This is a genomic window from Alsobacter sp. KACC 23698 (assembly GCF_045348435.1).
Classification (GTDB): domain Bacteria; phylum Pseudomonadota; class Alphaproteobacteria; order Rhizobiales; family Beijerinckiaceae; genus Alsobacter.
In genome coordinates, this window is sequence record NZ_CP157484.1 from 47,770 (window position 1) to 62,358 (window position 14,589).

The 14,589-nt window shown below is 70.3% G+C and carries 15 protein-coding genes and 1 pseudogene; 5 read left to right on the forward strand and 11 right to left on the reverse strand.

All coding sequences use genetic code 11. From position 1 onward, the window contains the following. Positions 1-7 precede the first annotated feature (7 nt). The 7 genes and pseudogenes from pyrF to dnaK all read right to left on the reverse strand — a co-directional run bounded on the left by pyrF (position 8) and on the right by dnaK (position 6,104). Positions 8-712 (reverse strand): orotidine-5'-phosphate decarboxylase, encoded by a 705-nt coding sequence (gene pyrF / locus ABEG18_RS00260; protein WP_406856098.1) that lies wholly within the window; start codon positions 710-712, stop codon positions 8-10. Next, positions 709-1,305: a histidine phosphatase family protein gene (locus tag ABEG18_RS00265; protein WP_406856099.1), complete on the reverse strand. Its 597-nt coding sequence runs from the start codon at positions 1,303-1,305 to the stop codon at positions 709-711. Before ABEG18_RS00265 ends, pyrF begins: the two co-directional genes overlap by 4 nt. Positions 1,306-1,604: 299 nt before the next feature. Next, positions 1,605-2,225: pseudogene (locus ABEG18_RS00270) on the reverse strand (class I SAM-dependent methyltransferase); the annotation flags it as partial. A 103-nt stretch (positions 2,226-2,328) separates the two neighbouring features. Continuing rightward, positions 2,329-3,459: a molecular chaperone DnaJ gene (gene dnaJ / locus ABEG18_RS00275; RefSeq protein ID WP_406856100.1), complete on the reverse strand. Its 1,131-nt coding sequence runs from the start codon at positions 3,457-3,459 to the stop codon at positions 2,329-2,331. Positions 3,460-3,467: 8 nt separating this feature from the next. Next, entirely contained in the window at positions 3,468-3,851 is a 384-nt protein-coding gene (locus tag ABEG18_RS00280) for a DUF86 domain-containing protein (protein WP_406856101.1), read from the reverse strand. Beyond that, entirely contained in the window at positions 3,848-4,186 is a 339-nt protein-coding gene (locus ABEG18_RS00285; protein WP_406856102.1) for a nucleotidyltransferase family protein, read from the reverse strand. The genes ABEG18_RS00280 and ABEG18_RS00285 overlap by 4 nt, the downstream gene beginning before the upstream one ends. A 4-nt stretch (positions 4,187-4,190) precedes the next feature. Beyond that, positions 4,191-6,104: a molecular chaperone DnaK gene (gene dnaK, locus ABEG18_RS00290; protein ID WP_406856103.1), complete on the reverse strand. Its 1,914-nt coding sequence runs from the start codon at positions 6,102-6,104 to the stop codon at positions 4,191-4,193. Between the two features lie 313 nt (positions 6,105-6,417). Between dnaK and ABEG18_RS00295 the strand changes: the two genes are divergently transcribed. Then, on the forward strand, positions 6,418-7,395 hold the full coding sequence (locus ABEG18_RS00295; RefSeq protein WP_406856104.1) for a hypothetical protein: 978 nt from the start codon (positions 6,418-6,420) through the stop codon (positions 7,393-7,395). A 17-nt stretch (positions 7,396-7,412) separates the two neighbouring features. On the opposite strand, the gene ABEG18_RS00300 is transcribed toward ABEG18_RS00295, so the two are convergent. Then, on the reverse strand, positions 7,413-8,309 hold the full coding sequence (locus ABEG18_RS00300) for a methylated-DNA--[protein]-cysteine S-methyltransferase (RefSeq protein WP_406856105.1): 897 nt from the start codon (positions 8,307-8,309) through the stop codon (positions 7,413-7,415). Between the two features lie 73 nt (positions 8,310-8,382). After that, positions 8,383-8,892, reverse strand: a complete 510-nt coding sequence (locus ABEG18_RS00305) for a DUF2244 domain-containing protein (protein ID WP_406856106.1) — start codon at positions 8,890-8,892, stop codon at positions 8,383-8,385. 48 nt (positions 8,893-8,940) lie between these two features. Here ABEG18_RS00305 and nth point away from each other — a divergent pair, with 48 nt between their 5' ends. Beyond that, positions 8,941-9,816, forward strand: a complete 876-nt coding sequence (gene nth / locus ABEG18_RS00310) for an endonuclease III (protein ID WP_406856107.1) — start codon at positions 8,941-8,943, stop codon at positions 9,814-9,816. Positions 9,817-9,822: 6 nt separating this feature from the next. Here nth and ABEG18_RS00315 read toward each other — a convergent pair whose 3' ends face one another. Beyond that, on the reverse strand, positions 9,823-10,638 hold the full coding sequence (locus tag ABEG18_RS00315) for an undecaprenyl-diphosphate phosphatase (RefSeq protein WP_406856108.1): 816 nt from the start codon (positions 10,636-10,638) through the stop codon (positions 9,823-9,825). A 211-nt stretch (positions 10,639-10,849) separates the two neighbouring features. Here ABEG18_RS00315 and ABEG18_RS00320 point away from each other — a divergent pair, with 211 nt between their 5' ends. Genes ABEG18_RS00320 through ABEG18_RS00330 form a run of 3 tightly spaced genes read left to right on the forward strand, consistent with a single transcriptional unit; the run spans position 10,850 to position 13,553 of the window. After that, on the forward strand, positions 10,850-11,542 hold the full coding sequence (locus ABEG18_RS00320) for a glutathione S-transferase family protein (protein ID WP_406856109.1): 693 nt from the start codon (positions 10,850-10,852) through the stop codon (positions 11,540-11,542). 59 nt (positions 11,543-11,601) lie between these two features. Then, a complete protein-coding gene (gene queG, locus ABEG18_RS00325; protein ID WP_406856110.1) occupies positions 11,602-12,660 on the forward strand; it encodes a tRNA epoxyqueuosine(34) reductase QueG in 1,059 nt (352 codons plus the stop codon). After that, positions 12,657-13,553 carry an SDR family oxidoreductase gene (locus ABEG18_RS00330; protein WP_406856112.1) on the forward strand — a complete coding sequence of 299 codons (897 nt, stop codon included), beginning with the start codon at positions 12,657-12,659 and terminating at the stop codon, positions 13,551-13,553. The genes queG and ABEG18_RS00330 overlap by 4 nt, the downstream gene beginning before the upstream one ends. Before the next feature lie 3 nt (positions 13,554-13,556). Here ABEG18_RS00330 and ABEG18_RS00335 read toward each other — a convergent pair whose 3' ends face one another. Next, positions 13,557-14,519: a GNAT family N-acetyltransferase gene (locus ABEG18_RS00335; RefSeq protein ID WP_406856113.1), complete on the reverse strand. Its 963-nt coding sequence runs from the start codon at positions 14,517-14,519 to the stop codon at positions 13,557-13,559. Positions 14,520-14,589 lie beyond the last annotated feature (70 nt).

A 14,589-nucleotide genomic window follows, 5' to 3' on the forward strand; every position in this document is an offset into this window, starting at 1 on the left:
ATGGCGCTCAGAGCGCGCCGGCGATCTCCGCGACGATCGCGTCGGCGGCGGCGCGCGGATCGGCGGCCTGGGTGATCGGGCGCCCCACCACCAGCGCGTCCGCCCCGGCCCGGATCGCGGCGGCCGGAGAGGCGGCCCGCTTCTGGTCGCCCAGCGCCGCGCCGGCCGGCCGGATGCCCGGCGTGACGAGGTCGACGCCCGGCCCCACCAGCGGCCTGATGGCGGCAAGCTCCTCGGGCGACAGGATCAATCCCCCGGCCCCGAGGTCGCGGGCCTGGCGGGCGCGGCGCGCCACCAGATCTTTCACGGCCAGGCCGTAGCCGGCCTCGGCGAGGTCCGCGTCGTCATAGGAGGTCATCACCGTGACGGCCAGGATCTTGAGCCCGGAGCCCTGGCTGGCGGCGACGGCCGCCCTCATGGTCTGCGGATAGGCGTGGACGGTGAGATAGGTGGCGCCGAGCCGGGCGATCTGCTCGGTGGCGCGGGTGACCGTGTTGGGGATGTCGTGGAACTTCAGGTCGAGGAAGACCTTCTTGCCCTCGCCGATGAGCCGCTTGGCGAAATCCAGGCCGCCGGCGTAGATGAGCTCGAGCCCGACCTTGTAGAACGCGACACTGTCGCCCAGCCGCTCGGTCATGGCCTGCGCCTCGGCGACGCTGGGCAGGTCGAGCGCGACGATCATGCGGTCGCGCGGGGTCTGTGCTCCGGTCATTCGGGCTCTCCGATTCTGGCGTCCTCGAGGGGGCGCCAGCGGTGGAGCACGCGCAGGGTGGACCTGTCAAAGGCGAAGACGTTGCCGCCGCCATTCGGCGGCTGGTCGAAACGGCGGTCGATGGGGAGGCTGCTCAGGGCGCAGGTGAGCAGCGTGCCGACGCCGCCATGGCCGGCGAGCGCCACGTCCCCCGCCGGGGCGGCCTCAAGCGCGCGCCGGGCGGCCGCAAGCACGCGGGCCTGCGCGTCGACGGCGCGCTCCCAGCCGCGCACGCTGTGCGTCGGGCGGGCGAAGAACGCATCGGCGGTCGCCTCGAACTCCGGCGGAGGCAGGAAGCCGGTGGCGCTGCGGTCGTTCTCGTGCAGCCCCTCCATCACGCTCACCGGGGCCCCGGAGGCCTCCGCCAGCATCATCGCCGACTCCACGGCCTTGGCCTCGTCCGAGGAGATGATCGCCTTCAGCGCCGCGACCCAGGGGCGGCCGGCGACGGCGGCCAGCCGCTCTCGCCCGAGAGGCGAAAGGGACCACCGGGGAACCGGGACGGCGGGATCGACGCGGACCTGGGGATGGCTGACGTAATAGACCGTCGACACGCCGGTCAGCCCTTGCGGGCGTGCTGGCGCGTCCTGATCGCGCGCAGCTGCGCGTCCGCCGCCACATGCGCGTCGGGGCCTTCCATATGGGCGTTGATGCGGCGCAGCAGCTCCAGCGTGGGGCGCACGCGCTCGTCGCGCAGCACCCGGTCGGAGCGCTCCTCCCAGGCCTGCTTCACCTTGTCGGCGCCGTCGAGCAGGTCGTCCCGCACCCGGTCCGTGTGGGCCTTCAGGCGCCGGATGAAGGCGGCGTCGACCCGGCGCGGCGCGCGGGCGGCCGCCAGCGCAGCCTCGTCCGCCCGGCGATAGACCCACACCCGCGCCGGCGGAATGTTGAGCCAGACCGGAGGCGACACCTCGGCCGCCACGCCGGGCCCGCGCGGCGCGGGCGAGGTCAGCCCATAGGTGAACTGGATGAAGGGCGCGCGCGGCGCCATCAGCCCGAAGGCCCGCACGAGCAGCTGCGCCCGCTCGGCTTCGGGGCGCGTCAGCAGCGGCAGGCTCGACACCACCGCCGCCGCCGGGGCGGGCAGCAATCCCCGCAGCGTCTCGTCGATGGCGTAGGCGTCGCCCTGGACGATGCGGGCGCGCGGAAAGCGGCGGGCGAGGAGCTTGCAGAATTCCGGGTCGAATTCGACCAGGATGAGCCGGTCGGGCGCGACGCCGCGCCGGATCAGGGCCTCGGTGACGGGGCCTGTGCCGGGGCCGAGCTCGATCACGGGGCCGGGCTGCGACGGGTCGACCAGCGAGGCCATCTCGCGGGCGAGGGCCGGACCGGACGGCGCGATCGCCCCGGTGAGCAGCGGATTGTCGAGCCAGCTCTTGAGGAACCGCGCCTCGTCCTGCAGCCGCCTGCCCAGGGGCCCGTGGAAACGGGTCTCCTTCGCTTTGGCCTTGGGACGTCGAGGTTGCGGCTGCAAGGGATGCTCCAGCGATCCTGTCGACACCCACACTTAGGAGCGTGGGCTGAGGCGGTCAACTTTCGCGAGCGGACCGGCGCGCCGCGTCGACGAGCGGAGCGGCCTACTCCGCCCCGCCGAAGAAATCCCGCACCTTGGCGAAGAAGCTGGCGCTTTCGGGCTGGGTGTCCTTGGAGCTCTCCGTTTCGAATTCGCGCAGGAGCTCCTTCTGGCGGCTGCTGAGCTTCTGCGGCGTCTCGACCACGACCTGGATGTACAGGTCGCCGTGGTCGCGCGAGCGCAGGATCGGCATGCCGCGGCCGCGGATGCGGATCTGCTTGCCGGTCTGGGTGCCCTCCGGCACCTTGACGGTGCATTGCTCGCCGTCGAGCACCGGCACGCTGACCTCGCCGCCAAGCGCCGCCGTCACCATGGAGACCGGCACGCGGCAGAACAGGTCGGATCCGTCCCGCTGCAGGAACGCATGCGGCTTCAGCGACAGGAAGATGTAGAGGTCGCCATTGGGGCCGCCCCGCAGCCCCGCTTCGCCCTCGTTGGCGAGCCGGATCCGGGTGCCGTCCTCGACGCCCGCCGGGATGTTGACCGACAGCGTCCGCTCGCGCGTCACCCGGCCGGCTCCGCCGCAGGAGCGGCACGGATCCTCGATCACCTCGCCGCGGCCGTGACAGCTCGGGCAGGTGCGCTCGATGGAGAAGAAGCCCTGGCTCGCCCGCACGCGGCCATGTCCGCCGCAGGTCGGGCACTGCTTGGCCTTGGAGCCCGGCTTCGCGCCCGTGCCCGAACACGCCTCGCAGGCGATGGAGGTCGGCACCTTGAGGGTCGCGGTCTTGCCCGCATAGGCTTCCTCGAGGGTGATCTCGAGATTGTAGCGCAGGTCCGAGCCGCGCTCGCGGCCATTGGCCTGCTGGCGTCCGCCGCGGCCCGTGAAGTCGCCGAACAGGTCCTCGAAGATGTCCGCCATCGAGGAGGCGAAATCATTGCCGAAGCCCGGGCCGCCCCCGCCGCCATTCTCGAAGGCGGCGTGCCCGAAGCGGTCATAGGCGGCGCGCTTCTGCCCGTCGGAGAGGACCTGGTAGGCCTCGTTGAGCTCCTTGAACTTCGCCTCGGCCGCCTTGTCGCCCGGATTGCGATCCGGGTGATGCTTCATCGCAAGCTTGCGGAAGGCGGATTTCAGCTCCGTTTCGGTCGCGGTGCGGCTGACCTCGAGCAGTTCGTAATAGTCTGTCTTGGCCATGGATGCGGCTATGCTCGGTCATGCGTTGAGGATTCAGGGTCAGGGTAGCTCAGCAACATGGTTTCGAGCGCTTTGACCAGAGGCGGAAGGTCGTCACGGACCGTTTTCCAGATCACACCCATGTGCAGATCCTCATAGCCATGAGCGATCCGATCTCGCATCCGGGCCATGCTGATCCATGGGATGTCGTCATGGCCCCGCATGGCGTCGGGCGCCACGGCGAACAAGCGCTTTGCATTTTCACCGATCACGATCAGGCACATCGACACAGCGTGCTGCGTCTTCTCGTCAATCAGAAAATCTTGGTCGGATAGGCCTTCGACAAAGATGATCGCGTCACGAGCCGCCTTGGCCATGAGCTCGATGTAGAGGCCCGGATCGCCACCCCTCATAGAGGCTTCGCCTCAGCGAGCACCCGTCCCTTGATGCGGCGGTGCAGTTCTTCGGCGATCACGAGATCGACCTTCTTGCCGAGCAGGCGCTCGAGTTCGATCTCCAGCCCGCAGATCTGAAACAAAGTCAGCCCAGGCAATGGGTCTATCAGGAGGTCGACGTCACTATTTTCGTCGTCTTCCCCGCGGGCTACGGAGCCGAAAACCCTGAGGTTGGACACCGGGTATCCCGACACTGTGCTGATCACAGCATCGCGGTTGGAAGCCAGCGCAGCAGACGGTCGCATGTCGCCCTCCATGCGAATGGCGGCCGGCGCGCAGCCGGCCGCCATCATCGCATCAAGCCCGCTTCTTCTTATCGTCGTCGCCGACCTCGCGGAAGTCCGCGTCGATGACGTCGTCCTTCTTCTCTGCGCCGGCCTCGTGCTCGCCCGCCTCGCCGCCGCCCTGCTGGGCCGCGTACATGGCCTCGCCGAGCTTCATCGAGAGCTGCATGAGGTCGTTGGTCCGGGCCTTGATGGCCTCGACGTCCTCACCCGCGATGGCGGTCTTCACGGCCGCGATCGCGCCCTCGATGGCCGACTTGTCCGCAGCCGCGGCCTTGTCGCCGAGGTCGGCCACGGTCTTCTCGGTCTGATGGACGAGGCTCTCGCCCTGGTTGCGGGCCTCCACCAGCTCGCGGCGCTTCTTGTCCTCGGAGGCGTGCGCCTCCGCGTCCTTCACCATCTTCTCGATGTCGGTCTCGCTGAGGCCGCCCGAGGCCTGGATGCGGATCTGCTGCTCCTTGCCGGTGGCCTTGTCCTTGGCCGACACGTTGACGATGCCGTTGGCGTCGATGTCGAAGGTCACCTCCACCTGCGGCACGCCGCGCGGCGCCGGCGGCAGGCCGACGAGGTCGAACTGGCCGAGCAGCTTGTTGTCGGCCGCCATCTCGCGCTCGCCCTGGAACACCCGGATCGTCACGGCGGTCTGGTTGTCCTCGGCGGTGGAGAACACCTGGCCCTTCTTGGTCGGGATGGTCGTGTTGCGGTCGATCAGGCGCGTGAACACGCCGCCCAGCGTCTCGATCCCCAGCGACAGCGGCGTCACGTCCAGCAGCAGCACGTCCTTGACGTCGCCCTGCAGCACGCCGGCCTGGACCGCCGCGCCGATGGCCACGACCTCGTCCGGGTTGACGCCCTTGTGGGGCTCCTTGCCGAAGAACTGCTTCACGATCTCCTGGACCTTCGGCATGCGCGTCTGGCCGCCGACGAGGATCACCTCGTCGATCTCGCCCGCCGACAGGCCGGCGTCCTTGAGGGCCTTGCGGCAGGGCTCGATGGTCTTCTGGACGAGATCGTCCACCAGCGCCTCGAACTTGGCGCGCGTCAGCTTCAGCGTCAGGTGCTTCGGGCCGCTCGCGTCCGCCGTGATGTAGGGCAGGTTGATCTCGGTCTGGCTCGCGGAGGAGAGCTCGATCTTGGCCTTCTCGGCGGCCTCCTTCAGGCGCTGGAGGGCCAGCTTGTCCTTCTTGAGGTCGATGCCGTTCTCTTTCCGGAACTCCTCGGCCAGATACTCGACCAGCCGCATGTCGAAGTCTTCACCGCCCAGGAAGGTGTCGCCATTCGTGGACTTCACCTCGAACACGCCGTCGCCGATCTCCAGGATCGACACGTCGAAGGTGCCGCCGCCGAGATCGTACACGGCGACCACGCCGGTCTTCTTCTTGTCGAGGCCATAGGCGAGCGCGGCCGCGGTCGGCTCGTTGATGATGCGCAGCACCTCAAGGCCGGCGATCTTGCCGGCGTCCTTGGTGGCCTGGCGCTGGGCGTCGTTGAAATAGGCCGGGACGGTGATCACCGCCTGGGTGACCGGCTGGCCGATGAACGCCTCCGCGGTCTCCTTCATCTTCTGCAGGATGAAGGCCGAGATCTGGGAGGGGGAATACTGCTTGCCGTCCGCGTCCACCCAGGCGTCGCCATTGCCGGCGCGCACGATGTTGTAGGGCACGAGGCCCTTGTCCTTCTGGGTCATCGGGTCGTCATAGGTGCGCCCGATGAGGCGCTTGATGGCGAAGAAGGTGCGCTCGGGGTTCGTCACCGCCTGGCGCTTGGCCGGCTGGCCGACGAGGCGCTCGCCTTCGTCCGTGAACGCCACGATGGACGGCGTCGTGCGCGCGCCCTCGGCGTTCTCGATCACCTTCGGCGTCGTGCCTTCCATGATGGCGACGCACGAGTTGGTGGTTCCAAGATCGATTCCGATCACTTTACCCATGGTGGTAGTCCCCTTTTGCGGCGAGACCGCCGAGCCCCGAAAGCGCTCCGGCTGAAGGCTTTCCGTCACGCCTCGACCGAGGCGGGACCGAGAGCCAGATCCCCTAGGTTTGGCGGGTATTCCCGCAGTCGCCGGGTATATAAGGAGGGCTGAACGGGCCTGCAAGGCGAGACGGCGAACCGGTTCCGCCCGGGCCCGCGACGCAAGAAGGCCACACCTCGACAGGTTCTCCGGACCTCCACCCAACGGGCGATTCGCGACGACTGTAGGGCATGATACATTCTGCGCTGTCTTTCAGCCCCGAGCGACCCCTTTGAACCGACCCCTCGCGATCGCATTCTCAGCCTTGGGCCTCGCGGCCCTCGTGCTGCGCCCGGACATGGCGGCCGCCCAGCTCGTGCTCCCCGGAGCGGGACCCGGGACCGCGACCGGCGCCGTCCAGCCCGCCGCCCCCGTCCCGTCCGCCCCCAAGCCGCCTCCCGGCCCGGTCGTGGTGAAACTCGTCGGCGAGGAGAGCGTGGTCGGCAAGACGCTGATGCTGAACGGCGCGCGCGGCAAGCTGCAGATCGAGCGCAAGGACAAGAGCGCCCTGCAGGCCACCCTGATCGGCGTCGGCGAGAAGATCTCCGATCCGTCGCAGGCCTGCGGCGTCGATCTCGGGGGAGGGCGCCCGCTCGACCTGACGCCCGCCGGCCGGCCCGAGGGCGTGATCCGGCTGTCGCTGGACGCTCCCTCCTGCCCGCTCACGCTGGACGTGCTCGACGGCGCGGTCCTGGTGCGCGGGGCGGGAGCCGCCTGCACGTTCAAGGACGCCGATTGCCGCGTCGAGGCGCGCGGCCTGTGGGGTCCTGCCCCGGCGACGTTCGAAGGCCAGAAATGGATCGAGAGCGACCGTTCGCGCGCCGACAAGGCGGTGCGCGAGAACTTCAAGGCGCTGATCCATCGCACCCAGGGCAAGCAGGAGATCAAGGCCGTCGCCGCCGAGCAGGCCGGCTTCACCTCCGAGCGCGAGACGGTCTGCCGCGACTACGCCCGGGAGGCGGCTCACGGCTATTGCGCCTCGCGCTACACGGAGCTGCGCGCCGCCGGGCTCGCCGCCCGCCTCAATCGCCTGGACGGCAAGCCGGAGGGCGCGGTCGTGGCCGCCGCCAAGCCCCGCAAGCCCAAGCCCAAGCCGGACGCCGCGACGACGGTGGGCGAGGTCCCGACGAGCGCGCCCGCCCTCGCCCCCGCGCCTCCGCCCCAGGCGGCGGCCCCGGCGCGAAAGTCGCTGTTCGACATCTTCCGCTGATCCGGCGCCCGCGGGGCTCAGCCCGCCGCGGTCTGGCCCGCCTCCCAGCCCAGGATGGCCTGCTTGCGGGTGAGGCCCCAATGGTAGCCCGTGAGCGCGCCCGAGCGGCCCAGCACGCGGTGGCAGGGCACCACGAAGGAGATCGGGTTGCGCCCGACGGCGGCCCCGACCGCGCGGGCGGCCTTCGGCTTGCCGATATGGCGGGCGATGTCCGAATAGGTGGTCGCCCGTCCCATCGGGATGCGCAGCAGCGCCTGCCAGACGCGGACCTCGAAATCGGAGCCGATCAGCACGACCCGCAACGGAGTCTCGCTGCGCCAGGCCTGCGGATCGAAGCAGCGCCGGGCGAGGTCGGCGGTGGCTGCGGCGTTCTCGGCGAACAGCGCCCGCGGCCAGCGGCGGCGCATGTCGGCCAGCGCGGCGTCGCGGTCGCCGTCGTCGACGAAGCCGACGCCGGCCAGCCCGCGCTCCGTCGCGACCACGATGGCCTCGCCGAACGGCGACGCATGGAACCCGTACGCCATGGCGACGCCGCCGCCCTCGGCCTTCCACTCGCCCGGGCTCATCGCCTCGTGGGTCACGAACAGGTCGTGCAGGCGGCCGGGTCCCGACAGGCCCACCTCATAGGCGGTGTCCAGCACGCTGGCCGAATCGCGCAGCAGCGCCCGGGCGTTGTCGAGCGTGATCGCCTGCAGGAAGGCCTTGGGGGTCAGCCCGGCCCAGCGGCGGAACACATGGTGGAGATGCGACGACGACACCCCCACATGGGCGGCGATGTCGTCCAGCGACGGCTGCTGGCGCCAGCGTTCGGTGATGAAGGCCAGGGCGCGGCGGACGCGGTCGTAGTCGGACAGCGGGCCGGCGTCGATGTCCGCGGCGGACAGCGGGGCGAATTCGGCGGTGGACTGAAGCATGGCTCTCTCCCAGGTCGCCCCAATCTAGGGGCGGCCCGCCGCCGCCGACACCCGAAACCTGCGCGCGGCCGCGTCAGGGATTGTAGGTGACGCCCCGCCGCGCCTCGGCGAGGGCCGCCGACAGCGCCGTCCCGAAACTGGCCTTCTCGTCCGGCGACAGGAACGCCGCCAGGCCGACGAACTGGCCCCGCGACACCAAAGCGAGACGCTGGACCCCGAATTCGGCGTGCTCCTCGCGGTGGAGCCGCGTCCAGGCCGGATTGAACCGCCACTCGCTCACCGGGCCGTCCACCGGCGCCTTGCGCAACAGGACCTCCAGGGGGGTGACGCTCACCTCCTCGTAGGACCGGGCCTGCGCCATGCTGGAGCGCAGCGCGAAATACAGGATGGCGACGTCCAGCCCGTAGAACCCGGCCACGGGCCAGAAACCCAGGATCAGGAACGGCACGCTGGCGACGCAGCTCGCCAGCGCGACGAGCACGAGCACCAGCCTGGCGCCGCGCAGGTCCAGCGAGCGATGCGGCGTCAGCACCGCCGAGAACACGGCCGGCGCGAAATCGGGTGGTGAATCGGACACGGACATCGCAGGTTAGCCTTGCCGCCAGACGACCCCCGAAACTATAGGCCAGCCATGCCGCCGCGTAAGCCGCTCTCCGATCACAAGGCCAAGAGACCCATTGACGCGGGGCCGGCGCCGGACGCCGGTCAGAGGGGCGTCCCGAAACCGGCGTCCCCCCAAGGCGCGGCCAAACCGAAAGGTTCCGCCAAGCCGAAGGCCGCCAAATCCAAAGCCAAGAAGGCCCCCAAGGCCCCCAAGCCGCTGGAGCCGCCGCTGGTGCGCGAGATCTTCGAGCGCTTCCGGCAGGCCGAGCCAGAGCCCAAGGGAGAGCTGGAATACGTCAATCCCTTCACCCTGCTGGTCGCCGTGGTGCTGTCCGCGCAGGCCACAGACGTCGGCGTGAACCGGGCGACCCGCGCCCTGTTCGCGGTCGCCGACACGCCGCAGAAGATGCTGGACCTCGGCGAGGACGCCGTCCGCGAGGCCATCAAGACGATCGGGCTCTTCCGCAACAAGGCCCGGAACGTCGTCGCCCTGTCGCGCCGGCTCGTCGACGAGTTCGGGGGCGAGACGCCCCGCACCCGGGAGGAACTGGAGACCTTGCCCGGCGTGGGCCGCAAGACCGCCAACGTGGTCCTGAACACGGCCTTCGGCCAGCCCACGATCGCGGTCGACACGCATCTGTTCCGGGTGTCGAACCGCCTGCCCCTCGCGCCCGGCAAGACCCCGCTGGACGTCGAGCTCGGGCTGTTGCGCGTCATTCCGGCCGAATACCTCCAGCATGCGCATCACTGGCTGATCCTGCACGGCCGCTATGTGTGCAAGGCCCGCAAGCCGGACTGTCCGCGCTGCATCATCAGCGACATCTGCCGCTTCGAGCCCAAGACGCTTCCCGGCCAGAGCCCGCCCGATTCGCCCGATCCGGAGGACGCGGCGCTGCCCGCGTGACCCGGCTCAGCCATAGACCCAGAGCGCGGCCAGGCCCGCCGAGCCGACCAGGATCCGCCACCAGGCGAACACCGCGAAGCCGTGGCGCGACACGTAGCCGAGCAGGCCCTTCACGACGAAGAGGCCGGAGATCAGCGCCGCCACGAAGCCCAGCGCGATGATGCCGACGCCCTGCGTGTCGAGGGTCTTGTAGTTCTTCAGGAGGTCATACGCGAAGGCGCCCGCCATGGTGGGCATCGCCAGCCAGAACGAGAACTCGGCGGCGGCCCGCTTGTCGGCGCCCATCAGCATGGCGCCCACGATGGTCGCGCCCGAGCGCGACACGCCCGGGATCATCGCCAGGCACTGGGCGAAGCCGATCTTGATGTACATCGAGAGCGGGAACTGCGTGGCGTCGTGGTGCTTGGCGGTCGGGCTGCGCACGTCGACGACGAGCAGCACGAGGCCGCCGACGATGAGCGCGATGCAGACGATCAGCGGGTTGAACAGCACGCCCTTGATGAAGCCGTGCAGCAGCGCCCCGATGACGGCGGCGGGCAGGAACGCGGCCAGCACGCCGATCACGAAGTTGCGGGCCCGCGGGTCCGTGGGGAGCGCCAGCACGATCTGCAGGAGCTTGTGGAAATAGACGCCCAGGATCGCCAGGATCGACCCGAGCTGGATCAGCACCGCGAAGGTCTTGTCGAACTTGTCGTCGGCGAAGTTCAGGCCGAGGAAGTGCTCCGCCAGCAAGAGGTGCCCGGTCGACGACACGGGCAGGAACTCCGTGAAGCCTTCGAAAATCCCGAGCACGATGGCTTTCAGGGCGGAAGCGAGATCCATGGGGACGGTCCTGACTGAGGGGGGCGCCCGGGCTCTCGATGGGCCTCGGGACCTGACGTAAGCTGTGCGCGGGGGACGATTGGTGTTGTGGCGAGCGCGTCGCGGTTTTATACGCTGACCCCTCGCGACGCCACCCTGCGTGCGTCGAAACGGCCGATCGCCGCCGCCGCGGCGTCCCATGCCCCCCGTTCCGGAGACGAAGCCTCTGCCCATGGCGACGCTCTTCCATCACCCTCTCTGCCCGCATTCCAGGTTCGTTCGGCTTCTGCTGGGGGAGTTCGGGATCGAAGCGTCCCTGGTCGAGGAGCGCGCCTTCGAGCGCCGCACCGAGTTCCTGGTCATGAACCCGGCCGGGACCACGCCGGTGTTCAGCGAGGAGCAGATCGGAAACGTCCCCGGCGCCTCCGTCATCGCCGAGTATCTGGACGAGACGCGCGGGCTCGCGCTGGGCGACCGGCGCCTGCTGCCGTCCGATCCCAAGGGGCGCGTCGAGGTCCGCCGCCTCGTCGACTGGTTCAATGGCAAGATGCACGCCGAGGTGACCGGCTACCTGGTCACCGAGAAGGTGTTCAAGCGCTTCATGCCCCTGGAGGCCGGCGGCGGCGCGCCCGACATGGCGGCGATCCGCGCGGCGCGGGCCAACATCCGCTACCATCTGTCCTATATCGGCTTCCTGATGCAGGGCCGAAATTGGCTCGCCGGCGACAAGCTGAGCTGGGCCGATCTCGCGGCCGCGGCGCAGCTTTCGGCGGCCGACTACCTGGGCGACGTGCCGTGGAACGAGAACGAAACCGCCAAGCACTGGTATGCGCGGGTGAAATCGAGGCCGTCCTTCCGGCCGCTGCTCGCCGACCGGGTGCTCGGAATGGACCCGGCCGAGCACTACGCGGACCTGGACTTCTGACCGGCGCGGCGCTGAAAGCCGCCCTGGCGGCGGACGCGCGCCGCGAAGGCTTCGTCTCGGTGCGGGTCACCACGCCGGACGCCATTCCGCAGGCCCCCGCCCAGCTGGAAGAGGCCCTGGCCGAGGGCCGCCACGGCGACATGGCCTGGATGGAGCAGAACCGCGACCGCCGGGCCGACCCGCGCGTGCTCTGGCCGCAGGTGCGCAGCGTCGTGATGCTGGGCGCCAGCTACGCCCCAGCGTCCGACCCCCTGGCCAGCCTCTCCCGGCGGGACCGCGGCTCCATCTCGGTCTACGCCCGGTCGCGCGACTATCACGACGTCCTCAAGGGCAAGCTGAAGCTGATCGCCGGCCGGCTTGCGGCGTCGGGCGGGGCCGACGTCAAGGTCTTCGTCGACACCGCGCCCGTCATGGAGAAGCCGCTGGCCGCCGCCGCCGGGCTCGGCTGGCAGGGCAAGCACAGCGTGCTGGTGTCGCGCGAGCACGGATCCTGGCTGTTCCTGGGCGCGATCTTCACCACGGCCGAGCTGCCGCCGGACACTCCGGGCGAGGACCATTGCGGATCCTGCACGCGCTGCATGGCGGTCTGCCCGACGGACGCGTTCCCGCGCCCCTATCAGCTCGACGCGCGGCGCTGCGTCTCCTACCTCACCATCGAGCACAAGGGCCCGATCCCGCGCGAGCTGCGGGCGGGCGTCGGCAACCGGGTGTTCGGCTGCGACGATTGCCTGGCCGTCTGCCCCTGGAACAAGTTCGCCGAGGCCGGCCGCGAGGCCAAGCTCCAGGCCCGGGAGGATCTCGACGCCCTGCCGCTGGCGGATCTCGCCCGCCTCGACGACGCGGCGTTCCGGGCCCGTTTCGCCGGCACGCCGGTCAAGCGCACCGGCCGCGATCGCTTCGTGCGCAACGTGCTGGTGGCGATCGGCAACTCCGGATCGCCCGACCTCGCCGCCTCCGCCGAGGCGCTTCTGGACGACGCCTCCGCGCTGGTCCGCGGCGCCGCCGTGTGGGCGGTTTCGCGCCTGAGCCCGCCCGACCGCCTCTCGCGTCTCAGGGCTGCTAGGATGACCGTCGAATCCGACCCCGACGTTCTCGCCGAATGGAGCGCCGAACCTTGAACCTCCTCGTCTTCGGCTATGGCTACACCGCGTCGGCCTTCATCCGGGCCGAGCGCAAGCGCTTCACGGACATCGCCGCGACGGTCAGGACGCCCGAAAAGGCCGCCTTGCTCGGCCGCGACGGGGTGCGCGGGCTGGTGTTCGACGCCGGCGTGCGCGACGCCGACCCGACCGGCCGCGTCGATCCGGAAATCCTCGCCTCGATCGCCCAGGCGGACGCGCTGCTGGTGTCCATCCCGCCGGACGCCGAGGGCGATCCCGTCCTGCGCGCCTTCGGGGACCGGATCGGGGCCTCCGCCCCCCTGCGCTGGATCGGCTATCTGTCGACGGTCGGGGTCTATGGCGACCACGGGGGAGAGTGGGTGGACGAGAAGACGCCGCTTCGCCCGGTGAGCGAGCGGTCGGCCCGTCGCGTCCACGCCGAGGAAGCCTGGCTCGCCCTGGGGCGGCGGTCCGGCAAGCCCGTGCACGTCTTCCGGCTGTCCGGCATCTACGGCCCGGGCCAGAACGCGCTGGTCAATCTCCAGGCGCGCACGGCGCGGCGGCTGGTGAAGCCCGGCCAGGTGTTCAACCGCATCCACGTGGAGGACATCGCCGGCGTCCTGGCCGCCTCGCTGGAGCGGCCGGGCGGCGGGATCTACAACGTCACGGACGACGAGCCCGCGCCGCCGCAGGACGTGGTGACCTACGCGGCGGGCCTGCTCGGCGTCCAGCCCCCGCCCGAGATCGCCTTCGAAACGGCCCACCTGTCGCCGATGGCCCGCAGCTTCTACGGCGAGAACAAGCGCGTCGCCAACCGGCGCGTCCGCGACGAGCTCGGCTACGCCTTCCGGTATCCGACCTATCGCGAAGGCATGCAGGCGCTGGCCGCCGCCGGCGAGGGGCGCAGCTGACCTTCAGGCCGCGTGGCGGGTGGCGTCCGCGCCGAAATGCTCGATGTAGCGGGCGTGGATGGCGCTGACCGGCAGGACGACGAGCACGTCGGTGACGCCGAACTGCCGGTCCACCACCGCCCCGTCCCCGAAGCGGGCGCCGACCCGCAGATAGCCCTTGATCAGCGGCGGCAGGCTGTGGAGGGCGGCCTTGGGGTTGATGTCGGCGGCCGCCAGCATGTTCATGTCCACCCGCCTGGACTTCGTCGCCGAGGCGCGCCACTCGGCGGGGGCCTGGGCATGGTGGTGCAGGAAGCTGAGCGGCAGCGCCAGTCGGGCGGGGTCGACGCCCTCCAGGCTGGCGCATCCGAACATCACGTCCATGCGGTGGCGCCGCACATAGGTCCAGACCCCGTGCCAGAGCAGCTCGACGGTCCGCTTGTCGCGGTAGGGCTGGAGCACGCAGCTGCGCCCGAGCTCCAGGAAACGCTTGCCCGGATGGGCGTCGAGCAGCGGCTGGATCTCGAACTCGCCGGCCGAGTAGAAGCCGGCGTGCCGCTCGGCGACCTCCTGGCGCAGCAGCCGGTAGGTGCCGACCACCTTGGGCTTGCGGGGCCCGGGACCGGACCTGCCGATGATCGCCGACGGGGCGTCGTGGTCGATCACCAGCAGGTGGTCGCAAATGGCGTCATAGGCGTCGATGTCGCGCCGCTTCAGCCGCGAGCGCAGGTCGGGCACGGCCGCCATCTCGTCGTAGAAGACGCGGTAGCGCAGCTTTTGCGCGCGCTTCACGTCCTTGGCGGTCTGGGCCAGCCGAACCTCGAGCGACCCGATGCGGCCGAGCACGCCGTCGAGCCCGGCGGGCGAGGGCAGGGGCTGCGCCCGGCCGACATGCGGCGCCAGGATCGCGGAGCCCTTCTGGAGTCCGCCCAGCAGCCGGGCGGCGAGGCCTGGGGAGCGATCGACGACATCGGAGGGGTTCGACATGCGGGCGCTGACACCGGTGAGCCTGAGCGGCGCAGGAGCCGCCCGTTGAAGGCGAAGCGCCGCTCTCGCG